The following is a 20,765-nucleotide window of genomic DNA, read 5'->3' as shown; positions in this document are numbered from 1 at the left end:
TCCATGCTAGAGAGCATTAAAGAAAGTTTTACAGAAAGTATTCAGACCCAGATTGCTGCCGCAGAAGCCCTGCCGGATGCGATTTCACAAGCCGCGCAGGTCATGGTACAGAGCCTGCTGAATGGCAATAAGATTTTATGTTGTGGTAACGGCGGCTCAGCCGCTAACTCGCAGCACTTCGCTTCGTGTCTGATTAACCGTTTTGAAACTGAGCGTCCTAGCCTGCCAGCCCTGGCACTGACCGCAGACACCACCACGCTGACTGCTGTCGCTAACGATTACCACCATGATGAGATTTTTTCCAAACAGGTACGTGCGCTCGGCCAGGCCGGCGATATCCTGTTTGTCCTATCGACCAGCGGCAACAGCAAGAACATTATCAAAGCAATGGAAGCAGCCCTGACCCGTGACATGACCATTATCGCCCTGACCGGCAAGGACGGTGGTGAAATGGCGGGCCTGCTTGGTATTCAGGATGTCGAGATCCGCATTCCCTCACAGCGCACAGCCCGTATTCAAGAAGGGCACCTGCTAACAGTACATTGCCTGTGTGATCTTATCGACAAGGTTCTATTCCCACATCACGAAGGATAAGCCATGAAGATGTACCGGATCCTGCTTATTGCAGTACTTTTCGCTCTTCAGGGGTGTTCCGGGATCACGCCGACCGACCCCCGCAGCACCAAGCAGCAGTGGTTCGATCAGGAGATTGAAATGGAAGTCGGCGGCCTGGTCAACAAGCCGCCCTACCGCCAGAATGCACGGGTTAACGCTGTGGCCATTGATGGCAAGGTACTGCTCGTCGGCCAGGCGATAGATCAACCAACCAGTCAGCAGCTGGCTGAGCAGGTTCGAGCATTAAAGAATGTGGAAACCGTGTACAACCAGGTACAGATCCGCCCGCTGCCGCAACTGGGAGAAGTCAGCAAAGACAGCTGGATCACCACCAAGGTTAAATCTCAGATGATTGGCAGCAAAAAGCTGAAAGATGTTTCGATCAAGGTGATCACTGAAGGACAGGAAGTCTACCTGCTCGGTTATGTCACCCGCGAACAAGGCAATATTGCCACGGAAATTGCCCGCAACGTTTCTGGGGTCAAGAAGGTGGTAAAAGTTTTCGAATATCCGCAATAAGCGCGAAAATGCGATAACAAGCAAAGCAGGAAAAAGAAAACGCAGCCAGAAGGCTGCGTTTTTTTATTTAACGACGCGAAGGCTTGGTCGACCACGCGGACGAGGCGGCTCATCATCAGGACCGTTGTCGTCACCCAGTTCAGTCACGGCAGCAACCGGAGACAGGGTCTCCTCGGCGGTATCTGCTATTTCCTCATAGTGACTCTCGTCATCTGTAATCTCGATATCCGTCATATCTGCCGCATAAGCCGGTTCCGGCTCAAACATGGTACCAGCCCCGTTTTCACGGGCATAAATAGCCAATGCAGCATACATAGGAACAATCACAGAATGCGGACGGCCGCTGAAACGGGCATTGAAGCTGATTGCTTCATTACCCAGTTCCAGGTTGCCCACCGCACGCGGAGCAATGTTCAGAACGATTTGACCGTCACTGACAAACTCCATCGGCACCTTAACGCCTGGCAATGTGGCATCCACAACCAGGTGAGGTGTCAGATCATTATCGACCAACCAGTCGTAAAACGCGCGCGCCAGATAAGGGCGACGCGGCGTCATTTTTTCCATATCCATTATTGTCCAGCCAAGCGCATTTCACGCTCAGCTTCAGTCAGAGAAGCAAGGAATGAATCACGTTCAAATACACGAGTCATATACGCCTTAACTTCTTTTGCACCAGCACCAGTCAGTTCGATACCCATTTCAGGCAAACGCCACAATAGCGGAGCCAGATAGCAATCAACCAAGCTGAATTCGTCGCTCATGAAGTACGGGAACTCGGCAAAAACAGGTGCCAAAGCAAGCAGTTCTTCACGCAATTGCTTACGTGCCTTGTCTGCTTCTTCCGCCGTGCCATTATTTACTTTCTCAGCCAAGGTGTACCAGTTACGCTCAACACGGTACATCATCAGGCGACTGTTACCACGAGCAACAGGATAAACTGGCATCAGAGGTGGGTGAGGGAAACGCTCATCCAAGTACTCCATAATGATGCCGGCCTGGTAAAGAGCAAGCTCACGGTCAACCAGGGTTGGAACAGAGTTGTACGGGTTTAGGTCCAGTAGATCTTCAGGCAGGTTGTTTGGATCAACCAGCTCGATTTCAACACTAACACCCTTTTCTGCTAGTACGATACGCACCTGATGGCTGTAGATGTCCGAAGCATCAGAATACAGAGTCATCACAGAGCGTTTATTGGCAGCAACAGCCATTAACCCCTCCAGTATACTTATATACACAAAAAGCAACGGGGGCCCGAGCCCCCATTGCGAGATTCTTAACCCACTAGATTACCTGATCAGTGGACATCACGCCAATATTCTTTCTTCAACAGTAATGTTAGTACAAAGAATATTACGATAAAGCCCATTACCCATAAGCCCAGACGCTGACGTTCTAGTTTTACCGGCTCAGCAGAATACTCCAGGAAGTTAACCAGATCGCGAACCGCTTCATCATACTCTTCAGCGTTCAGCTCACCGGTACCATCCGACTCAATGCCAACATATTCCTGTACTTCCTCACCATCAACCAGGCGTGTTTCATACACTTTTGTTGGCACACCCTGCAGCTCTTCTAGCACATGCGGCATACCCACGCTCGGGAATACCACATTGTTGACACCAAACGGACGGCTTGGGTCGGCATAGAAAGAACGCAGATAGGTGTATAGCCAGTCGGTACCGCGAACACGGGCAACCAGAGTCAGATCCGGTGCCGGGGCACCAAATGAAGCCGCTGCATATTCGGTTGGAATAGCATTGGTCATCAGATCGCCGATCTTCGCTTCACTATCGAAGATCATGTTCTCTTTCATTAGATCCAGCGGGATACCGATATCCGTCGCCACACGTTCATAACGCTGATACTGAGTGGCATGACAGCCAAAACAGTAGTTCATGAATGTCTGGGCACCGCGCTGAAGCGAGGCCTTATCCGACAGATCGTTATTCACTGCATCTAAATGTACGTTTCCACCAGCCGCCATAGCCATTGATGGCAACAGAGCTAGTAGCATTACAATCAATTTTTTCATTTGAATGTCACCCTCTCTGGTAGCGGTTTGGTTGCTTCGTTTTTACTGTAGAAATACAGCAGGACGAAGAACATGAAGTAACCCAGGCTGAAAATCTGTGCCAGCAAGGTATAAGTTGGCGTCGCAGGCAGCGCACCCAATACACCCAGCGCAACAAAGCTGATAGTGAACTGGACAATGTTGATCAGGTGGAACTTGCTGCGGTAGCGGTAAGAGCGAACCTTACAGCGATCCAGCCATGGCAACAGAAACAGCACCACAATCGATGCCCCCATCGCGATAACACCTAGCAGCTTGTCCGGTACTGCACGCAAAATCGCGTAGAACGGGGTGAAATACCAAACTGGGGCAATGTGCTCAGGCGTCTTCAGCGGGTTAGCCGCTTCAAAGTTAGGTGGCTCAAGGAAGTAGCCGCCCATTTCCGGGTTGAAGAACAGCACATAGCAGAAGAAGAACAGGAAGACTGCAATACCGACCATATCTTTCACCGTACCGTACGGATGGAACGGGATTGAGTCGATAATGTCGTATTTACCGCTGTAGTTCTTGTGGAATGGGAACTGAGTTTTGTAACCTTCGCCCTTACTGCCTTTTGGCAGCTTGGTCTCGATGCCGTCCGGGTTGTTCGACCCCACCTCATGCAATGCCAGAATGTGCAAAACAACCAGTAGCAACAATACGATAGGCAATGCGATAACGTGTAAGGCAAAGAAGCGGTTCAGTGTCGCGCCCGAAATGACATAGTCACCACGGATCCACAGTGTCAGATCATCGCCAATAACAGGGATAGCACCAAACAGCGAAATGATTACCTGAGCCCCCCAGTATGACATCTGGCCCCATGGCAATAGGTAGCCCATAAAGGCTTCAGCCATCAGTACCAGAAAGATCAGCATACCGAACAGCCACAGCAGCTCACGAGGCTTCTGGTATGAGCCGTAGATCAAACCGCGGAACATGTGCAGGTAGATGACCACGAAAAACGCCGAGGCGCCTGTCGAGTGCATATAACGAAGCAGCCAACCGTACTCGACATCACGCATGATGTACTCGACCGAGGCAAAGGCCCCTTCGCCGGACGGGATATAGTTCATCGTTAGCCAGATACCGGTAATAATCTGATTAACCAGTACCAGCATCGCCAACGAGCCAAATAGATACCAGAAGTTAAAGTTCTTCGGCATCGGGTATTCTGACAGATGCTTTTTGTAGGCATCCATCACTGGCAAACGTTTTTCAATCCAACCGAGCAGAGCTTCCATTAGGCTGCCTCCTCATCAAGACCCACTAGAATAGTGTTATCATCCAGGAACGTATGAGGCGGTACCACCAAGTTAAGCGGTGCTGGTACCCCTGCAAACACCCGGCCGGCCATATCGAACTTGGAGCCGTGACAAGGGCAGAAGAAACCTGCACTCACACCGCTCACCTGCTCGCTAAAGCTATCAGGCAGATAAGTAGGGGAACAGCCGAGGTGGGTACAAATACCTACGGCTAAAAATATTTCAGGTTTAACTGAACGAAATTTATTCTGGGCATATTCGGGTTGCTGCGGTTCATCCGAAGACGGATCACGGAGCTGGCCGTCATGGCCACCCAACTCTTCTAAAATTGCATCACTACGACGCACGACCCAAACAGGCTTACCGCGCCACTCGACGCGTACCATTTGGCCATCTTCCAACTTACTGATATCGACTTCTACTGGCGCACCGGCGGCTTTTGCTTTCGCGCTCGGGTTCCAGGATTTGATAAAAGGCACAGCTACAGCGACTGCACCCAAGCCTCCAACAACCGAAGTCGTCGCAGTCAGGAAGCGGCGGCGGCCGTTACTTACTGGCGCATTGCTCATCCAACATTCTCCCATGTGCTCCCGCTTTGGATTATTATTATGTCCCTTGGCGTCCCTGGAGCTTACGGCTAACTTTCAACGGAAAGAAACAACAGATAGTTTGTTACATTCTCAAACTGTTGTTTATCGCGCCAAATGATAAATAAAACCCCACTTTTTGACAAGATAAAGCTACCTTTCCGCAACAAATGTGAGAGGTATGTTCTTTTTGTTTCAAAATTACTGCAAAGTGGATTCAGACGAGGTATTTCGGAGGTTAAGGGGAGGGTTTAAGGATAAAAAAAAGCCCAACCCGAAGGTTGAGCTTTTCTGCACACAGTAACCAGAATAAATTCTGGAGCGTAATATTAACGCTTAGAGAACTGTGGACGGCGACGTGCTTTACGTAGACCAACTTTCTTACGCTCAACTTTACGTGCATCACGAGTAACGTAACCCGCAGCGCGTAGAGTAGGACGTAGAGTCTCATCGTACTCCATAAGAGCACGAGTGATACCGTGACGGATAGCACCTGACTGACCAGTGATACCACCACCTTTAACAGTGATGTATAGGTCAAGTTTCTCAGTCATTTCAACTAGCTCAAGTGGCTGACGAACAACCATGCGAGCAGTTTCACGACCGAAGTATTCTTCAAGGCTACGCTTGTTGATTACGATGTTGCCAGTACCCGGTTTAACGAAAACACGAGCAGCTGAGCTTTTGCGGCGACCAGTGCCGTAGTATTGATTCTCTGCCATTGTCATCTTCCCCAATTAGATGTCTAGTACTTTAGGCTGCTGTGCAGCATGGTTGTGCTCTGTACCTGCGTAAACTTTAAGCTTACGGTACATAGCACGGCCTAGAGGACCTTTAGGAAGCATGCCTTTAACAGCAGTTTCGATAACCATTTCTGGCTTCTTATCGATAAGCTTCTCGAAGCTGATTGACTTCAGACCACCGATGTAACCAGTGTGGTGGTGGTACATTTTGTCAGTCTTCTTAGCGCCAGTTACAGCAACTTTTTCTGCGTTGATAACTACGATGTAGTCACCAGTGTCAACGTGCGGAGTGTACTCCGGCTTATGCTTACCACGTAGACGAGATGCGATTTCAGTTGCTAGACGACCAAGAGTTTTACCTTCAGCGTCAACAACGTACCAGTCACGTTTTACAGTTTCTGGTTTAGCAACGAAAGTTTTCATGCTAATTCTTACCCAATATTAAAAATTGATTCACTTATGGAACTTGCGTTCCTTCTGTTAAGAGCCCAGTCATCACCCCTTCGAGCGGTTGGTGCTCCCGGCTTACGCCGTCACAGGTACGGTGGGTCGCAAGATTATAGGGAAGGGTGGAGAAAAAATCACCTTTTTTTCAAAAAAAAATGCGTTTTTTTCTCTTTGGCCCTTTCGAGGTAAAAATCAGGCGTTTTTGACCAATTTATCAGCGGATATTTACCCGCACCAAACGCCCAAACGTATAAAAATGCTAAGCCGCGCTATCCACATGAGTCACGATGACAGCACTAACACCTCATTGTTACAAGCAGCTACTGGCAACCAGCTCAATCAGCAACTTTAAGCCAAATGGGGCTTGGCCAGATAATCGTGACTTTGCATTTCAATCAACCGGGAGCAACAGCGTTTGAACTCAAACTCCAGTCGCCCATCCTGATACAGCTGATTCAAATCTGTCTGGGCAGACATAATCAGTTTTACATTGCGCTCGTAGAATTCATCGACCATGGCAATAAAGCGACGCGCCGCGTCGTCTTCCTTCTCCCCCATTTGAATCACCTCCGAGACCAGCACCGTGTGATAGATACGGGCGATCTCCATATAGTCATTCTGGCTGCGAGGCGTTTGGCATAAAGTGTGAAAGGTAAAATGCACCACCCCGTCCGCCTCATGTCGGGTGGGCAAAGAACGGTTGTTGACCTCTATCGCCTTGTCCTGCGTTCTTGGCTCGACACTCAATTGAGCAAAATACTGCTCGATATTGTCTTCCGCCTGCTGCTCGAGCGGATAATGATAGATCTCAGCCTGCTCGAGAGTACGCAGACGATAGTCGGTGCCGGAGTCAACATTAACGATCTCGCAGTGCTGGTTGATAAGGGCTATCGCCGGCAGAAAGCGGGCACGTTGCAAGCCATTGCGATACAACTCGTCCGGCGGAATATTTGAGGTCGCCACCAGCGTAATCCCACGCCTGAACAAGGCATCGAATAATGTTCCGAGGATCATTGCATCGGTAATATCGGACACAAAAAATTCATCAAAACAGATAATATCGGTTTCAGCCTTGAACTGCTCGGCGACTAATTCTAGTGGATCCGGCTGCGCAGAGAGCTGCTGCAGCTCATGGTGTACTCGGTGCATGAAACGGTGAAAGTGGACGCGCATTTTTCGCTTGACAGGCAGACACTCAAAAAACATGTCTACGAGATAGGTCTTTCCCCGCCCGACGCCCCCCCAGAAGTACAACCCTTTTACCGGAGTGGCATCAACTTGCGGCTCGCGCCTGAACAGCCGTGACAACAATGTCGGCTTTACCTCGGGTTTGGGTGCTAGCATCCGGTGATAGAGTTCATCAAGGTGGGCAACAGCATTCGCCTGTGCTTGATCGGCGATAAAATCTGTACGCTCGAGATCCTGTTGATATTTTTGCTGCGGTGTCATCCCTTCTCGCTACTCCATTCATCCCATCTTTGGCATCAGATAGTACCATGGCCGCGATTGTGCATGTATAGTAACAATACGTAACCGATTAAATGGCTGCCATTCAGCACCAATTAATCTCTCTGGTATACAACAGGAAAGACCCGTCGGTATTGGCATGCCCTAACGGCTTTATTTGCTGCCACTGTTATAGTAAACCGACATAAATAACTTGGTTTTCATTAAGTCACAAGGAGTTTTTCATGGCTTGGATTTATGCGCTTCTCATTTTTGCCGCTGGTGCAATTGTAGGTGCTTTTGCAGCTCGCCTAGGCAATAAAAGCTTAAAACAACAAAAAGAGCTAAAGAAAGACCTGGATAAGTCAAAATACGAACTTGAGCAATACCGCCAAGAGCTGGTGGATCACTTTGCCCGTAGTTCAGAGCTGCTCGATAACATTGCGAAAGATTACAGCAAGCTGTATGAGCACATGGCAAAGACATCAACTGAATTGATGCCGAACCTTCCAGACCAGGACAATCCCTTTTCGCGCCGCATCAGCACCCTGACACCAGTCACGGAAACTGGCGATGTACAAGATCAGCCCCGTGATTATGCCAATGGCGCCACTGGCCTGCTAAAAGACGAACCCGAAAAAATCGCTGAAGAGCCGAAAGCGAGCTAAATCTATACTATCTAGGAACTAAACGCCGGTTTTTAAGTCATAGCTAATACCGATTCTCTATATTGATGATTGATTCTTAAATCTTTATATCATCTTGAAATGGTACTACTACTTGTAAAACCGGAGTTTAGTAATAATGAAAAAACCTTTGCTTGTATTCAGTGCATTGGCACTCGGCATCAGTTCTGTTATTACCCCTGTTACTGCAACTGCTGCACTACCTCTTTCAACCAATGGCCAACAGCTACCCAGCCTTGCCCCGATGCTGGAGCAAGTCACCCCTGCGGTGGTCAGCATTGCCGTCGAAGGCAAGCAGATCTCAAAACAGCGCCTGCCAGAAACCTTCCGCTTTTTCTTTGGCCCTGACTTTCCTGAAGAACAACTTCGTGAACAGCCTTTCCGCGGTTTGGGTTCCGGTGTCATTGTAGATGCAGACAAAGGCTATATCGTCACCAACCACCACGTGATTAACGGTGCCAACAAAATCATGGTGCAGCTGCATGACGGTCGGGAGCTGTCCGCAGAATTAATCGGTAGCGACGAAATGTCCGATATTGCCCTGCTAAAAGTTGAAAAGAGCAAGAACCTCGCCGAAATTAAGTTAGCAGACTCCGACAACCTGCGTGTCGGCGATTTCGCCGTCGCCATCGGCAATCCATTTGGCCTCGGCCAGACCGTCACCTCAGGTATTGTTTCTGCACTTGGCCGTAGCGGCCTGAACATAGAGAATTTCGAAAACTTCATCCAAACCGATGCGGCCATCAACAGCGGAAACTCCGGTGGTGCCCTGGTCAACCTCAACGGTGAACTCATTGGTATCAACACTGCCATTCTGGGGCCAAACGGCGGCAATGTCGGGATCGGCTTCGCGATCCCGGTCAATATGGTGAAAAACCTGACCGACCAAATTCTCGAGTACGGTGAAGTCAAACGTGGTGTGCTCGGCGTTCAGGGTGGCGAACTCACCTCTGAGCTTGCAGAAGCCTTTGGCTATGAAACCAACCATGGTGCCTTCATCAACCAGGTTATGCCAGGATCAGCTGCAGAAAAAGCCGGACTGAAAGCCGGTGATATTATTGTGTCGGTAAACGGTAAGCAGATCCGTACCTTCGGTGAACTCCGGGCGAAAATTGCCACCCTGGGCGCAGGCAAAAAGACCACGCTGGGTATCGTTCGTGACGGTAACAAGCAAACCGTTTCGGTAACCCTGCAAGAAGTCACCCAGAACAAGGTCAAAGCAGCAACCCTCCATCAGGGACTCGATGGAGCGGAATTTGCCAACACCACGGCTGACGATGGTATCAAAGGGGTCAAAGTCACCCATATTGATGACAAGTCTCTTGCTGCCCGCTACGGCCTGCAGAAGGATGACATTATCCTTGGCCTCAACCGCCAGTCTATCCGCAATTTGGGGGAGTTACGCAAAGCCCTTGAGCAAAAACCCAATGTGCTCGCGCTGGAAGTAAAGCGTGGCAACAATATTCTTTATCTTATTATCCGTTAACTCTACGTCGGGCCAGCAATGGCCCGACTTTGCCTTTTCGGTATCTCTCAGCCTCCCACTTCCCCTTCCCCTTCCCCTTCCCCTTCCCCTTCCCCTTCCCCTTCCCCTTCAGGAATAATCACCCATTGTGATACCACCAGGGAATTTAGTGCACTAACCTGATAGGTTATTCCCCCCATCCCCCCCTTTCTGTTACAACCTTGTTCAGTTTGGTATCTAGACGCGGTAATGATATCCTCATCCGATTATTCTTATATTGCACTACACGTGTATTGCCGTTATTTCGTTTCAGGGGAGCAAGCATGCTGGCTTTTATTGGTCGATCCATTTTTCTTGGTGTCGTCACGGCTATTGCTTTGCTGGTTATTTTTCCAGATCTCCGCACCCAGATGATACAGGCACCAGCCACCTTGGCGCCGGTGGAAACCAATCAGGGGCAGCTTTCATACAACTTTGCCGTACGCCGAGCCTCCCCAGCCGTGGTTAACATTTATAACCGCCGCTACAATGCCGAGGATCGATTAAAACTGAGTACCCAAGGACTCGGGTCAGGCGTGATCATGAGCGACAAAGGGTATATCGTCACCAATTACCATGTTGTTGCCGAGGCTGATCAGGTCATTGCTGCGCTACAGGATGGGCGTATCTTCACCGCCCAACTGATTGGCAAGGATCAACGTACGGATATTGCCGTTCTAAAAATCCAGGCAGAGAATTTACCGGTTATTCCTCTTAGCACCGACTACCAGCCTGCCGTCGGCGATGTCGTACTGGCCATCGGCAACCCGTACAATCTAGGGCAGACCACCACTTACGGAATCATTTCCGCCACCGGCCGCTCCGGTATGAGTTTCTATGGTCGCCAGGATTTTCTGCAAACCGATGCCGCCATCAATGACGGCAACTCTGGCGGCGCACTGGTCAACACTCGTGGCGAACTGGTGGGAATTAACACCGCCTCTTTTCAACAGGCAACTGATATTGAAACCTACGGTATTTCTTTCGCCATCCCTTATAAGCTTACCCAGAAGATCATGAACAAACTGATTGCTGACGGTAGAGTGATCCGTGGCTATATTGGCATCGAGGCAAGAGATATCAATCCGGTAATGGCACGGCTCTATGATGCCGAACAAGTCAGCGGGATCATTGTGATAGGCATGGATCCGAATGGCCCGGCAGCCAAGGCTGGGTTTCAGGTACAGGACATCTTGATTGAGATTGACGGCAAGAAGGTCACCGACCGAAGAAACGTATTGGACATTGTCACCGAGCTTCGCCCAGGCAATGACATTGAGATGAAAGTGCTGCGTAATGGCTTGCCGACAACACTATCGGTGCGGATTGCCGACGAGCCAAATGGCTATTAAAGCAGATGACCTAAACCTAAAAAAGCCTCGCTGTGCGAGGCTTTTTTATATTCGGCTTTAGCATCGATACAAGGGGAGATTACTCACTGAAGCGCTCAATCTTCATGCCCAGCGCACTGAACTTGTCTTCAATATGCTCGTAGCCACGGTCGATGTGATAGATACGATCTACGATCGTCTCGCCTTCGGCAATGCTACCGGCAATAACCAGGCTAGCAGAAGCACGTAGGTCTGTTGCCATAACCTGTGCACCGCTCAGGCCATCAGTATCACCACACACCACGGTATTGCCTTCAATTTCGGCATGGGCGCCCATACGGATCAGCTCAGGAATATGCATAAAACGGTTTTCAAAAATCGTTTCAGTAATGATCCCGGTACCTTTGGCAATCAGGTTCAGTAAAGAGAACTGGGCCTGCATATCGGTCGGAAACCCCGGGTGAGGTGCGGTACGAATATTGACCGCCTTCAGTTCGCGATCCGTCATGTCTAAACTAATCCAGTCATCACCGGTTTCGACTGCTGCGCCCGCTTCTTCAAGCTTAGCCAATGCCGCTTCAAGCAGTGATGGTCGGGTATTGCGGCACATGATCTTTCCGCCAGATACCGCCGCCGCTACCAGGAAGGTACCGGTTTCGATACGGTCGGCAACCACTTCATGGTAACCACCACCTAGGCGCTCTACGCCTTCAATCGTAATGGTATCCGTGCCAGCGCCCGTGATCTTGGCACCAAGAGTGTTAAGGAAATCCGCTGTATCAACGATTTCCGGCTCTCGGGCGGCATTTTCAATGACTGTTTTGCCTTCAGCCAAGGTAGCTGCAGACATGATCGTCACTGTTGCACCAACACTGACTTTATCCATCACGATATGTGCGCCTTTAAGACGACCATCGACCGTAGCCTTGACGTAGCCTTCTTCAAGGACAATCTCGGCACCTAGCTGCTCAAGACCATGAATATGCAGATCAACCGGACGCGCACCAATTGCACAGCCACCCGGCAACGACACTTGGCCCTCGCCAAAACGCGCGACTAACGGACCTAGCGCCCAGATGGAGGCGCGCATCGTTTTAACCAACTCGTAAGGTGCACAAAACTCATTCACCTGGCTGGCATCGACATATACCGAGCCATTGCGCGACACCTTAGCACCCAGACGGCCTAGTAGCTCCATCGTGGTATCAATATCACGTAGCTTCGGCACATTGGCCACTTCTACCGGCTCTTCCGCCAGGAGAGATGCAAACAAAATAGGTAATGCTGCATTTTTAGCTCCAGAAATGGAGACTTCGCCACTTAATGGGCCACCGCCCTGGATTCGAAACTTTTGCATCATTAACCTCTTAGGACAGCGACATTAGCTTTTTATCACGCGCCCACTCTTCCGGAGTGAATGTTTTAATACTCAACGCATGAATGTCGTTCGCCGCAATCTGTCCCATTAGCGGACCATAGATCGTCTGCTGCTTCTTCACTCGGCTCATGCCTTCAAAGATGGTACCTACAGCAATCACTTCATAGTGGCTGCCTTCGCCTTTAACGATGATTTCATCAAGTTCTAAGGCATTTTCCAGAATTTGTTTAATTTCGGAGATTTCCACAAGCTATCCTCTTTGCTGCTTAGTCAATACAAGCAGCTAACATTGATTCGACATGGCTCAGGCGTAGCAAAGTAATAAGCTGTTCCGGCACATTCAATAATGACAGTTCGCTGCCATTACTGCTGAGCTGTTGATATACATGAAGCAGCATCACCATACCCGCAGAATCTACCCGCGTTAAAGCAGAGAGATCGAGCTTTACCCTGGCATCCTGCGGCATCCATTTATGTCTTTGCTGCCAAAAAGCTGGAACTGTGTCACGTTCCAGTTCGCCTGACAAGCAATAAAACCCATTTTCCTGGACTAGCCACTCAATCTTCGGCTTAGTCATTGTTTTTATCCTCACGACGAATCGGTTTCGCCGCAAGCGTTCTGAGGTTGGTAGTTACGGCATCGACCCCTTCGGTACGAAGTTGACCGCTCCATTCGCTCTGTTTGGTGGCGATCATACTGACGCCTTCAGCCACCATATCGTAGCCCTGCCACTCGTTGGTCTTCTTGTTTTTACGCAATTTGAAGTCCAGACGAATAGGCGGACGCTGGGTTTCCAGAATATCAACTCGTACCGATACGATAGTACGGTTCGCCGGTACCGACTTCGGTGACTCGATCTTTATATCCTGATCGGTATACTGAGTCAGCACCTGCGCATAAGAAGCCACTAGGTAATCTGTGAACGCATCCACGAAATCATTACGCTGTACCTTGGTGGTTTTTTTCAGCTGTGGCCCAAGGACTTTATAAGCGGCATAACGGGTGTTGATGTAAGGCAGTAACTCCTGCCTAACCACGTTGCGTAGCAATTCCGGATTACGCTGGATCTGGGCCTGCTCCGATTTCAGACGATCAAACGTTACCTGGGACACTTTCTCCATCATCAGGTACGGATCGGTTTTATCGATAGCCGTAGCTTGTGCAATCCAAGGCAACGAAACTAGCATCAACAACATATATCGAACAAATTTCATCATATCCCCTATTTATCACTATCACCGCCAATGCTATACAGCACCTGGCCAATCATATCTTCCAGCACTAATGCCGACTTGGTATCTTCGATTAAGTCACCGTCTGCAAGCATCTCAATATCTTCATCAATAAAGCCCGGTACGATCCCCAGATACTGCTCACCCAATAGCCCTGATGTAAGGATGGCAGCAGAACTGGTTTCAGGAAAGAAACCATACTTTTTCTCGATAGCCATGGTAACAACCGGAATGTAATTCTCGGTATCCAAAGTAATCGCGGTAATTTTACCGACCGTCACCCCGCCGACCTTAATCGGTGAACGTACCTTCAACCCACCGACGTTATCGAACTGAGCTTTCAGGGTATAAGAGTCGTTACCGCCGATGCTCTGCACATCCGCAACTTTGAAAACTAGCACCAGCAAGGCAACAACCCCTGCAAGAACAAAACTCCCAACCCATAATTCTAATTTTTTAATCTGTTGCATCCGTTAATTCCCAACGTTACGTTAGTCGCCAAACTGCTTATTAGTTTCCGAACATTAAAGCAGTTAGCACAAAATCCAATCCCAAAACTGCCAATGACGAATTCACCACTGTACGTGTTGTCGCCCGACTGATCCCTTCAGATGTCGGTACCGAGTCATAGCCGTTAAACACCGCAATCCAGGTGACAGTGATTGCAAACACCACCGCTTTGATAATGCTGTTGCCAACATCATAGCCAAGCTCTACCGAGGACTGCATCACCGACCAGAAACTGCCGTGATCAATTCCCTTCCAATCCACACCGACCAACTGGCCGCCCCAAATACCAATGGCGCAAAACAGCAATGCCAGCAACGGCATCGAAATGACACCGGCCCAGAAGCGAGGAGCAATAACCCTTCGTAGCGGATCGACCGCCATCATCTCCAGACTCGACAACTGCTCGGTGGCTTTCATCAGGCCAATCTCAGCCGTCAATGCCGACCCGGCACGACCCGCAAACAGCAATGCGGTAACCACAGGGCCCAGCTCCCGCAGCAACGACAAAGCCACCATTTGCCCCAGGCTCGTTTCGGCGCCGAAATCGACCAGCACAATGTAGCCCTGAAGACTCAAGACCATGCCAATAAACAACCCGGAAACAAGGATGATTGCGACAGACAACACCCCCACTGAATACAGCTGCTTCATCAGCAGCGGAAACATTTTTCTCGGCTCGGGCTTATGAACCAATGCTCCATAAAGCAATAAACTTGCCCGACCCAGAGTCTGGCAATAATCGATCCCTCGCCGTCCCTGTCGTGCAACAAAATCCGCTATCATTATTGGTAATTACCTTATTATTTATAAATACCTGCACTAGTCGACCAAATGAACAACCGACACGCTAGCACCCATGTCGTTTTCAATTAACTCTGTACTAGTTCTGCTCTGCCATTCCAAAAAGATCATCGCTCAAACTCCGCGACGGAAACTTAAACGGCACGGGACCGTCGGCATCCCCATCAAGAAACTGGCGGATTTTCGGATCAGGGTTCGCCCTCAATTCATCGGGGGTTCCCTGACCTATCACCTTGCCCCCTGAGAGCAAGTAAACATGATCGGCAATGCTCATCACCTCCGGCACATCATGAGACACGATCACCGACGTGATCCCTAGTGCCTTGTTCAGGCTTTGGATCAGCGTTACCAATACGCCCATAGTGATCGGGTCTTGGCCGACAAACGGTTCATCATACATGATCATGTCGGGATCCAGGGCGATCGCTCTTGCCAGCGCTGCGCGTCGCGCCATACCGCCAGACAGTTCGTTGGGCATGAGTTGTGCAGCTCCGCGCAAACCAACCGCTTCCAACTTTAATAGCACTAACGTACGCAACAAATCTTCCGGCAAGTCGGTATGCTCTCGTAGCGGGAAAGCGACATTGTCAAACACCGTCATATCGGTGAACAGCGCCCCAGACTGAAATAGCATGCTCATCTTGTTACGCGCCTGGTACAGCTCGCTGCGACTCAAGGCTGGTATATTCCAATGTTCAAACCACACCTCACCACTGTCGGGCAGGATCTGGCCGCCAATCAGCCTCAGCAGGGTCGTTTTACCAATACCTGACGGCCCCATAATGGCCGTCACTTTTCCCTTTGGCACATCCAGCGACACATCATCAAAGATTTTGCGGTCTCCCCGCGAAAACGTCATGTTTTTGATTGAAACTAGCGCTTCAGTCGGTTCCATAGCCATCCTGTCGGCCTCTCCGGCCCTGTCTGTAACTCTCGCCATCCAGTGATGGGGCGATATAATTAATATTATTAATCATTTAACAATTAAACATCGATCATAGGTACATTACGCAGCCAACTCAAGACGATAACTGTAAGTTCTGTGTTATTTCATTCACTATCACCATTATGCCGTAATTTTTTAGCCTCCGAGACCCACCGCCCCCAGTCCCAACAGTGTGACACTCCCTTTTCTGCCCTGATTTGAGTGAAGATTGGAACCTACCGGAACCTAAAACTGATCCTCCCAACAATTTGTCGCGGCTTTTACTTTCCTTTTACTCAGCGAACCGTCAAAATTGTCCTCTTAACTTCTATCTAAAGATTTACGACAAAAGGGATAAGAATGCTCGAAGCCATTGTGTTGCTCTGTATTGGTTTAGCCTTACTGGTATGGAGTGCGGATCGACTTGTTTTTGGCGCGGCAGCGCTGGCAAAAAACCTTGGTGTTGCGCCATTAGTCATAGGTATGACCATTCTTGCCATGGGCTCATCCGCACCGGAAATGATGGTTTCTGCAACAGCGGCTCTTGCCGGTAAAACTGACACCGCGGTGGGTAACGTGCTGGGCTCCAACATCGCCAATATCGCATTGATCCTTGGTCTGACCGCAATACTCAAACCACTGGCAATCAGCTCTGACATTATTCGCCGCGAACTACCTTTAATGATGGTCGTCACCCTGATCGCCGGCGCCTTGCTATGGGACAGCCACCTGGGCTTCCTAGAGGGCGTCCTGCTGGTTATCCTATTCATCGCCTTCCTGCTTGCCATGCTGCACATCAGCCGCAACGCCAAAGCATCAGGAGATCCGTTGGCCGAGGAACAAGAGTCCGAAATCCCGGACGGCGTCAGCAGCAAGGCCGCGATAGTTTGGGTCATTGTCGGGCTGGTTCTGCTCCCTTATGCTGCCAGCATGCTGGTCGACTCAGCAGTGACCATCGCCAAGTTCTTCGGTATGAGTGATTTGGTGATCGGCCTGACGATCATTGCCATTGGTACCAGCCTACCAGAGCTTGCCGCTTCCGTGGCCAGTATCTACAAAGGCGAGGACGATATGGCAGTCGGCAACATTATCGGCTCCAATGTCTTCAATATTCTTGCCGTCATGGGGATCCCTGGTCTTCTTAACCCATCAGTACTTAGCCCGCTGGCAATGGGCCGTGACTATTACGTCATGCTTGCTGTCTCTGTATTGCTACTTCTTATGGCACTTGGAAAGCGCCGCAGGATCAACCGACTAGAAGGTGGGCTACTGGTTTGTTGCTTTGTCGCCTATCAAGGCTATCTGTTTTATAATCTAGCGGCTTAACGGAGACCAATACCATGTCTGATACGTTTAATTATTGCGATTTTGGCCGCAAAGTCATTGAAATTGAAGCAGAAGCACTGCAAAAGCTGACCCAGTACATTAACGGCAGTTTTACCGATGCATGTGAACTCATCGCGAGTTGCACCGGCAAAGTCATCGTGATGGGAATGGGTAAATCAGGCCATATCGGCAATAAAATTGCTGCAACGCTGGCCAGTACCGGCACCCCATCTTTCTTTGTTCACCCTGGAGAAGCCAGTCATGGCGATCTGGGGATGATAAAAAAAGGCGATGTGGTACTAGCCATTTCCAATTCCGGCGAAGCCTCGGAAATTCTGACCCTGCTGCCAGTAATTAAACGTTTGGGGATCCCGCTGATCAGCATGACGGGCAAACCCGAATCCAGCATGGCCAAATTAGCTCAGATCCATCTTCAAATTACCGTGGCTCAAGAGGCTTGTCCGTTGAACTTGGCACCGACCTCCAGCACCACTGCCACCCTCGCCATGGGGGATGCACTGGCTATCGCCCTAATGGAAGCCCGCGGCTTTACCGCCGATGATTTTGCGCTATCCCATCCAGGCGGAGCCTTGGGCCGAAAATTACTGCTGCGTATTGCCGATGTCATGCACACTGGCGACATGCTGCCAGTTGTCGCTGAAGATGCCACGATTAAAGATGCACTACTGGAAGTCTCTCGCAAAGGACTGGGAATGACGGCAATTATTGATACCCAGCATCAGCTCAGCGGTATCTTCACCGACGGTGATTTACGCCGCCTGCTGGATAACCGTATTGATATTCATAACACCACGATTGGTGAAGTGATGACCAAAAAACCGGCGACGATCCCTCCCCACCTATTGGCGGCGGAAGGATTAAAAATGATGGAAGACCGCAAAATTAATGGCTTGCTGGTCACCGAGGAAGGTCGTTTGGTCGGCGCCCTGAACATGCACGATTTGCTTAAAGCCGGAGTCATGTAATGCAGATAGAAACTATTTATGGTCCGGTCTGTCAAACCGTATATCAGGCAGCGAAAAATATCCGCCTGCTGATCTGCGATGTAGACGGTGTTTTTTCCGATGGCCGGATTTACATGGGGAATGACGGCGAAGAACTAAAAACGTTTCATACCCGCGACGGCTACGGCATCAAGTCATTGATGGGCGCCGGGGTAGAAATTGCCATTGTTACCGGCCGCAAATCTGCCATTGTGGAAAACCGAATGTCGGCTCTGGGTATCAAGCACGTATACCAGGGGCAAGACAACAAGCTAGCCTCTTATGCCGATATTCAGCAAAACCTTGGGATCGCCCCGGAACATACCGCCTACATTGGTGACGATCTGATTGACTGGCCGGTAATGGAAAAAGTTGGCCTTTCTGTCTGTGTGGCAGACGGTCATCCCCTTCTGGCCCGCCGTGCCGACTTCATCACCCGAATTCAGGGCGGATACGGTGCAGTACGTGAGGTTTGTGACCTAATCCTTGAAGCCAAAGGCGAATTAGATAAACATAAAGGCTTAAGTATATGACCTTACAAAAGCTACTCTATGCATTGCTGTTACTGATCTGTGCATGGACTGGCTACTACCTGCTGGACAAGTACTGGCAGGAGGATGTGCAGGTAGAGCCGGATGCAGAGAAACCGCTGTTTACCGGCAGTGCTGTGGTAAACACCTCGTTTAACGAGTCAGGTTTACGCAGCTATCAGATTGACTCTGATTATCTGGAGCATTTCAGTAAAAGCGGCGACACTGATTTTATAGAACCCGTACTTTGGGTTTATCGTGATGGCACAGACACGGAATGGCGTATCAGTTCCAGCACGGCTAGGCTCGATAAGAACCAAGTACTACAAATGAATGGCAATGTCCGTATTTTTAACTTATTGCCGGCATCTGCAATCAAAGTGATCCAAACAGACAGCTTGCGGCTTGATCTGATCAGCAAAGATTTTGACACGCCTGATCATGTCACCATTACCGGCAGCGCCTTCCAAAATGAAGGCACGGGAATGAAAGGCAACATGGACCGCAGCGTGGCGACCTTATTGGAAAATGTAAAAGGTAGATATGAAGCTTTACAAAATTAGTACCCTGCTCTGCCTTTGTATCAGTGCATCAAGCTGGGCATTAAGTAACGATACCGAGCAACCGATATATATTAACTCTGATAACCAGGAACTCGATATTCAGAAGAATATCGTCACTTTCACCGGTAACGTGATCCTGCGTCAGGGTAGTATCGATATTCGTGCTGATAAAGTGGTGGTAACCCGCCCTGGTGGCAATGAAGGCAAAGAAACCATCGATGCCTATGGTAAACCTGCAACGTTCCACCAGATCATGGACGATGGTAAGCCTATTGATGGGGCGGCGCGGAAAATGCGTTACGAAACATCCACTGAATTTCTGAAGATGACCGATGAAGCCATCCTGATCCAGGAAGGCAGTGAGATCCAGGGCAAGGTTATCAGCTACAAGATTGATGAACAGAAACTCGTCGCAGAAAGTGGCAAGAAAAAGCGTGTCACGACCATACTGCAACCTAACCAGATCAATCAGAACAATAAATAAGCGACAAATATGGCAACGTTAAAAGCAGAACATCTGGCTAAAAGCTATAACGGCCGTAAAGTCGTTTCAGACGTTAGCCTGGAAGTACAATCAGGCAAAATCGTCGGGCTACTAGGTCCCAATGGTGCTGGCAAGACCACCTCGTTTTACATGATTGTTGGTCTGGTAGCCCGTGACGAAGGCAAGATCACTATCGACGAAACTGATATCAGCTTGCAGCCGATGCACAATCGCTCAAGAATGGGGATTGGCTACCTGCCGCAGGAAGCGTCGATTTTCCGCAAACTCAGCGTACACGACAACCTGATGGCGGTATTGCAGACTCGCAAAGAGCTGAGCAAGGCCGAACGCCAAGACAAACTGGAAGAATTATTGGATGAATTCAACATTCAGCACATTCGTAACAGTCTAGGCATGGCATTATCAGGGGGTGAGCGCCGCCGCGTCGAGATCGCTCGGGCACTGGCTGCTAACCCGAAATTCATTTTGCTTGATGAGCCTTTTGCCGGGGTCGATCCTATATCAGTGATCGACATCAAAAAAATCATCGAACATTTGCGGGATCGTGGGCTGGGTGTGCTGATCACCGACCATAATGTCAGAGAGACTCTGGATGTCTGCGAGCACGCTTATATCGTCAGCCAGGGGCAACTAATTGCCCATGGCACACCAAGTGACGTACTCAATGATGAGCATGTAAAACGAGTCTATCTGGGTGACCAGTTCCGTCTATAGTTATTAATAGGACGTACCAGGAGCAGGCACCATCATCAGTTAACGGAAACCGACTGTACATGGTGCTTAGCGACCAACAC

28 protein-coding genes are annotated in these 20,765 nt (G+C 49.6%); 12 read left to right on the top strand and 16 right to left on the bottom strand.

Features of this window, described 5'->3' with window-relative positions:
• Positions 1-3 precede the first annotated feature (3 nt).
• On the top strand, positions 4-594 hold the full coding sequence (locus MD588_RS16875; RefSeq protein ID WP_265698683.1) for a phosphoheptose isomerase: 591 nt from the start codon (positions 4-6) through the stop codon (positions 592-594).
• Between the two features lie 9 nt (positions 595-603).
• On the top strand, positions 604-1,134 hold the full coding sequence (locus MD588_RS16870; RefSeq protein WP_407676590.1) for a BON domain-containing protein: 531 nt from the start codon (positions 604-606) through the stop codon (positions 1,132-1,134).
• A gap of 63 nt (positions 1,135-1,197) precedes the next feature.
• Here the strand turns inward: MD588_RS16870 and sspB are convergent, their stop codons facing one another.
• From sspB to rplM, 7 genes are all read right to left on the bottom strand, one after another.
• Positions 1,198-1,707 (bottom strand): ClpXP protease specificity-enhancing factor, encoded by a 510-nt coding sequence (gene sspB, locus MD588_RS16865; RefSeq protein WP_265698678.1) that lies wholly within the window; start codon positions 1,705-1,707, stop codon positions 1,198-1,200.
• Positions 1,707-2,345 carry a stringent starvation protein SspA gene (gene sspA, locus MD588_RS16860; protein WP_265698677.1) on the bottom strand — a complete coding sequence of 213 codons (639 nt, stop codon included), beginning with the start codon at positions 2,343-2,345 and terminating at the stop codon, positions 1,707-1,709. Before sspA ends, sspB begins: the two co-directional genes overlap by 1 nt.
• 86 nt (positions 2,346-2,431) lie before the next feature.
• Complete coding sequence (locus MD588_RS16855) at positions 2,432-3,169, bottom strand: cytochrome c1 (RefSeq protein ID WP_265698676.1); 738 nt, start codon at positions 3,167-3,169, stop codon at positions 2,432-2,434.
• Positions 3,166-4,431 carry a cytochrome b gene (locus MD588_RS16850; protein ID WP_265698675.1) on the bottom strand — a complete coding sequence of 422 codons (1,266 nt, stop codon included), beginning with the start codon at positions 4,429-4,431 and terminating at the stop codon, positions 3,166-3,168. The genes MD588_RS16855 and MD588_RS16850 overlap by 4 nt, the downstream gene beginning before the upstream one ends.
• Positions 4,431-5,021 (bottom strand): ubiquinol-cytochrome c reductase iron-sulfur subunit, encoded by a 591-nt coding sequence (gene petA, locus MD588_RS16845; RefSeq protein ID WP_265698673.1) that lies wholly within the window; start codon positions 5,019-5,021, stop codon positions 4,431-4,433. Before petA ends, MD588_RS16850 begins: the two co-directional genes overlap by 1 nt.
• A gap of 347 nt (positions 5,022-5,368) precedes the next feature.
• A complete protein-coding gene (gene rpsI, locus MD588_RS16840) occupies positions 5,369-5,761 on the bottom strand; it encodes a 30S ribosomal protein S9 (protein WP_265698672.1) in 393 nt (130 codons plus the stop codon).
• Positions 5,762-5,776: 15 nt separating this feature from the next.
• Positions 5,777-6,205 (bottom strand): 50S ribosomal protein L13, encoded by a 429-nt coding sequence (rplM, locus tag MD588_RS16835; RefSeq protein WP_075762377.1) that lies wholly within the window; start codon positions 6,203-6,205, stop codon positions 5,777-5,779.
• A 91-nt stretch (positions 6,206-6,296) separates the two neighbouring features.
• On the opposite strand from rplM, the gene MD588_RS16830 reads away from it, so the two are divergent.
• Positions 6,297-6,581 carry a hypothetical protein gene (locus MD588_RS16830; RefSeq protein ID WP_265698670.1) on the top strand — a complete coding sequence of 95 codons (285 nt, stop codon included), beginning with the start codon at positions 6,297-6,299 and terminating at the stop codon, positions 6,579-6,581.
• Here the strand turns inward: MD588_RS16830 and zapE are convergent.
• Positions 6,578-7,678: a cell division protein ZapE gene (gene zapE / locus MD588_RS16825; protein ID WP_265698669.1), complete on the bottom strand. Its 1,101-nt coding sequence runs from the start codon at positions 7,676-7,678 to the stop codon at positions 6,578-6,580. The genes MD588_RS16830 and zapE overlap by 4 nt on opposite strands.
• 242 nt (positions 7,679-7,920) lie before the next feature.
• On the opposite strand from zapE, the gene zapG reads away from it, so the two are divergent.
• Both zapG and MD588_RS16815 read left to right on the top strand, forming a co-directional pair.
• The gene (gene zapG, locus MD588_RS16820; RefSeq protein WP_265698668.1) at positions 7,921-8,343 is read left to right on the top strand and encodes a Z-ring associated protein ZapG; all 423 of its coding nucleotides are present in this window, start codon (positions 7,921-7,923) and stop codon (positions 8,341-8,343) included.
• Between the two features lie 136 nt (positions 8,344-8,479).
• Complete coding sequence (locus MD588_RS16815) at positions 8,480-9,847, top strand: Do family serine endopeptidase (protein WP_265698667.1); 1,368 nt, start codon at positions 8,480-8,482, stop codon at positions 9,845-9,847.
• 47 nt (positions 9,848-9,894) lie between these two features.
• On the opposite strand, the gene MD588_RS16810 is transcribed toward MD588_RS16815, so the two are convergent.
• Positions 9,895-10,026 carry a hypothetical protein gene (locus MD588_RS16810; protein ID WP_265698665.1) on the bottom strand — a complete coding sequence of 44 codons (132 nt, stop codon included), beginning with the start codon at positions 10,024-10,026 and terminating at the stop codon, positions 9,895-9,897.
• Positions 10,027-10,149: 123 nt separating this feature from the next.
• On the opposite strand from MD588_RS16810, the gene degS reads away from it, so the two are divergent.
• On the top strand, positions 10,150-11,217 hold the full coding sequence (degS, locus tag MD588_RS16805) for an outer membrane-stress sensor serine endopeptidase DegS (RefSeq protein ID WP_265698664.1): 1,068 nt from the start codon (positions 10,150-10,152) through the stop codon (positions 11,215-11,217).
• Positions 11,218-11,296: 79 nt separating this feature from the next.
• Here degS and murA read toward each other — a convergent pair whose 3' ends face one another.
• From murA to mlaF, 7 genes are all read right to left on the bottom strand, one after another.
• On the bottom strand, positions 11,297-12,553 hold the full coding sequence (gene murA, locus MD588_RS16800) for a UDP-N-acetylglucosamine 1-carboxyvinyltransferase (RefSeq protein ID WP_265698662.1): 1,257 nt from the start codon (positions 12,551-12,553) through the stop codon (positions 11,297-11,299).
• A gap of 10 nt (positions 12,554-12,563) precedes the next feature.
• Positions 12,564-12,821: a BolA family iron metabolism protein IbaG gene (gene ibaG, locus MD588_RS16795; protein WP_265698661.1), complete on the bottom strand. Its 258-nt coding sequence runs from the start codon at positions 12,819-12,821 to the stop codon at positions 12,564-12,566.
• Between the two features lie 19 nt (positions 12,822-12,840).
• Complete coding sequence (locus tag MD588_RS16790) at positions 12,841-13,152, bottom strand: STAS domain-containing protein (RefSeq protein ID WP_265698659.1); 312 nt, start codon at positions 13,150-13,152, stop codon at positions 12,841-12,843.
• Complete coding sequence (mlaC, locus tag MD588_RS16785; RefSeq protein ID WP_265698657.1) at positions 13,145-13,789, bottom strand: phospholipid-binding protein MlaC; 645 nt, start codon at positions 13,787-13,789, stop codon at positions 13,145-13,147. Before mlaC ends, MD588_RS16790 begins: the two co-directional genes overlap by 8 nt.
• Positions 13,790-13,797: 8 nt before the next feature.
• Positions 13,798-14,277, bottom strand: a complete 480-nt coding sequence (mlaD, locus tag MD588_RS16780; protein WP_265698655.1) for an outer membrane lipid asymmetry maintenance protein MlaD — start codon at positions 14,275-14,277, stop codon at positions 13,798-13,800.
• Between the two features lie 40 nt (positions 14,278-14,317).
• The gene (gene mlaE / locus MD588_RS16775) at positions 14,318-15,100 is read right to left on the bottom strand and encodes a lipid asymmetry maintenance ABC transporter permease subunit MlaE (protein WP_265698654.1); all 783 of its coding nucleotides are present in this window, start codon (positions 15,098-15,100) and stop codon (positions 14,318-14,320) included.
• A gap of 97 nt (positions 15,101-15,197) precedes the next feature.
• Complete coding sequence (mlaF, locus tag MD588_RS16770; protein ID WP_265698653.1) at positions 15,198-16,013, bottom strand: phospholipid ABC transporter ATP-binding protein MlaF; 816 nt, start codon at positions 16,011-16,013, stop codon at positions 15,198-15,200.
• 390 nt (positions 16,014-16,403) lie between these two features.
• Between mlaF and MD588_RS16765 the strand changes: the two genes are divergently transcribed.
• From MD588_RS16765 to lptB, 6 genes are read left to right on the top strand one after another with little or no spacing between them, the layout of a single operon-like run.
• Positions 16,404-17,369 (top strand): calcium/sodium antiporter, encoded by a 966-nt coding sequence (locus tag MD588_RS16765; protein ID WP_265698652.1) that lies wholly within the window; start codon positions 16,404-16,406, stop codon positions 17,367-17,369.
• A 14-nt stretch (positions 17,370-17,383) separates the two neighbouring features.
• A complete protein-coding gene (locus MD588_RS16760) occupies positions 17,384-18,355 on the top strand; it encodes a KpsF/GutQ family sugar-phosphate isomerase (RefSeq protein WP_265698650.1) in 972 nt (323 codons plus the stop codon).
• Positions 18,355-18,906 (top strand): 3-deoxy-manno-octulosonate-8-phosphatase KdsC, encoded by a 552-nt coding sequence (gene kdsC / locus MD588_RS16755; protein WP_265698649.1) that lies wholly within the window; start codon positions 18,355-18,357, stop codon positions 18,904-18,906. The genes MD588_RS16760 and kdsC overlap by 1 nt, the downstream gene beginning before the upstream one ends.
• Entirely contained in the window at positions 18,903-19,466 is a 564-nt protein-coding gene (lptC, locus tag MD588_RS16750) for an LPS export ABC transporter periplasmic protein LptC (RefSeq protein WP_265698648.1), read from the top strand. The genes kdsC and lptC overlap by 4 nt, the downstream gene beginning before the upstream one ends.
• On the top strand, positions 19,447-19,950 hold the full coding sequence (lptA, locus tag MD588_RS16745) for a lipopolysaccharide transport periplasmic protein LptA (RefSeq protein WP_265698647.1): 504 nt from the start codon (positions 19,447-19,449) through the stop codon (positions 19,948-19,950). The genes lptC and lptA overlap by 20 nt, the downstream gene beginning before the upstream one ends.
• Before the next feature lie 9 nt (positions 19,951-19,959).
• The gene (gene lptB, locus MD588_RS16740) at positions 19,960-20,685 is read left to right on the top strand and encodes an LPS export ABC transporter ATP-binding protein (protein ID WP_265698645.1); all 726 of its coding nucleotides are present in this window, start codon (positions 19,960-19,962) and stop codon (positions 20,683-20,685) included.
• Positions 20,686-20,765: the final 80 nt, after the last annotated feature.

It is taken from the genome of Photobacterium obscurum (assembly GCF_026191635.1).
In the GTDB taxonomy this organism is placed as follows: domain Bacteria; phylum Pseudomonadota; class Gammaproteobacteria; order Enterobacterales; family Vibrionaceae; genus Photobacterium; species Photobacterium obscurum.
The sequence above is the reverse complement of the archived record's forward strand: the minus strand, read 5'-3'. Positions and strand labels throughout refer to the sequence as shown.

Bases quoted from the DNA above. Each gene is read 5' to 3' on its own strand.
- MD588_RS16875 (WP_265698683.1), top strand. From the start codon at position 4: ATGCTAGAGAGCATTAAAGAAAGTTTTACAGAAAGTATTCAGACCCAG.
- MD588_RS16870 (WP_407676590.1), top strand. From the start codon at position 604: ATGTACCGGATCCTGCTTATTGCAGTACTTTTCGCTCTTCAGGGGTGT.
- sspB (WP_265698678.1), bottom strand. From the start codon at position 1,707: ATGGATATGGAAAAAATGACGCCGCGTCGCCCTTATCTGGCGCGCGCG.
- sspA (WP_265698677.1), bottom strand. From the start codon at position 2,345: ATGGCTGTTGCTGCCAATAAACGCTCTGTGATGACTCTGTATTCTGAT.
- MD588_RS16855 (WP_265698676.1), bottom strand. From the start codon at position 3,169: ATGAAAAAATTGATTGTAATGCTACTAGCTCTGTTGCCATCAATGGCT.
- MD588_RS16850 (WP_265698675.1), bottom strand. From the start codon at position 4,431: ATGGAAGCTCTGCTCGGTTGGATTGAAAAACGTTTGCCAGTGATGGAT.
- petA (WP_265698673.1), bottom strand. From the start codon at position 5,021: ATGAGCAATGCGCCAGTAAGTAACGGCCGCCGCCGCTTCCTGACTGCG.
- rpsI (WP_265698672.1), bottom strand. From the start codon at position 5,761: ATGGCAGAGAATCAATACTACGGCACTGGTCGCCGCAAAAGCTCAGCT.
- rplM (WP_075762377.1), bottom strand. From the start codon at position 6,205: ATGAAAACTTTCGTTGCTAAACCAGAAACTGTAAAACGTGACTGGTAC.
- zapE (WP_265698669.1), bottom strand. From the start codon at position 7,678: ATGACACCGCAGCAAAAATATCAACAGGATCTCGAGCGTACAGATTTT.
- zapG (WP_265698668.1), top strand. From the start codon at position 7,921: ATGGCTTGGATTTATGCGCTTCTCATTTTTGCCGCTGGTGCAATTGTA.
- MD588_RS16815 (WP_265698667.1), top strand. From the start codon at position 8,480: ATGAAAAAACCTTTGCTTGTATTCAGTGCATTGGCACTCGGCATCAGT.
- MD588_RS16810 (WP_265698665.1), bottom strand. From the start codon at position 10,026: ATGGGGGGAATAACCTATCAGGTTAGTGCACTAAATTCCCTGGTGGTA.
- degS (WP_265698664.1), top strand. From the start codon at position 10,150: ATGCTGGCTTTTATTGGTCGATCCATTTTTCTTGGTGTCGTCACGGCT.
- murA (WP_265698662.1), bottom strand. From the start codon at position 12,553: ATGCAAAAGTTTCGAATCCAGGGCGGTGGCCCATTAAGTGGCGAAGTC.
- MD588_RS16790 (WP_265698659.1), bottom strand. From the start codon at position 13,152: ATGACTAAGCCGAAGATTGAGTGGCTAGTCCAGGAAAATGGGTTTTAT.
- mlaC (WP_265698657.1), bottom strand. From the start codon at position 13,789: ATGAAATTTGTTCGATATATGTTGTTGATGCTAGTTTCGTTGCCTTGG.
- mlaD (WP_265698655.1), bottom strand. From the start codon at position 14,277: ATGCAACAGATTAAAAAATTAGAATTATGGGTTGGGAGTTTTGTTCTT.
- mlaE (WP_265698654.1), bottom strand. From the start codon at position 15,100: ATGATAGCGGATTTTGTTGCACGACAGGGACGGCGAGGGATCGATTAT.
- mlaF (WP_265698653.1), bottom strand. From the start codon at position 16,013: ATGGAACCGACTGAAGCGCTAGTTTCAATCAAAAACATGACGTTTTCG.
- MD588_RS16765 (WP_265698652.1), top strand. From the start codon at position 16,404: ATGCTCGAAGCCATTGTGTTGCTCTGTATTGGTTTAGCCTTACTGGTA.
- MD588_RS16760 (WP_265698650.1), top strand. From the start codon at position 17,384: ATGTCTGATACGTTTAATTATTGCGATTTTGGCCGCAAAGTCATTGAA.
- kdsC (WP_265698649.1), top strand. From the start codon at position 18,355: ATGCAGATAGAAACTATTTATGGTCCGGTCTGTCAAACCGTATATCAG.
- lptC (WP_265698648.1), top strand. From the start codon at position 18,903: ATGACCTTACAAAAGCTACTCTATGCATTGCTGTTACTGATCTGTGCA.
- lptA (WP_265698647.1), top strand. From the start codon at position 19,447: ATGAAGCTTTACAAAATTAGTACCCTGCTCTGCCTTTGTATCAGTGCA.
- lptB (WP_265698645.1), top strand. From the start codon at position 19,960: ATGGCAACGTTAAAAGCAGAACATCTGGCTAAAAGCTATAACGGCCGT.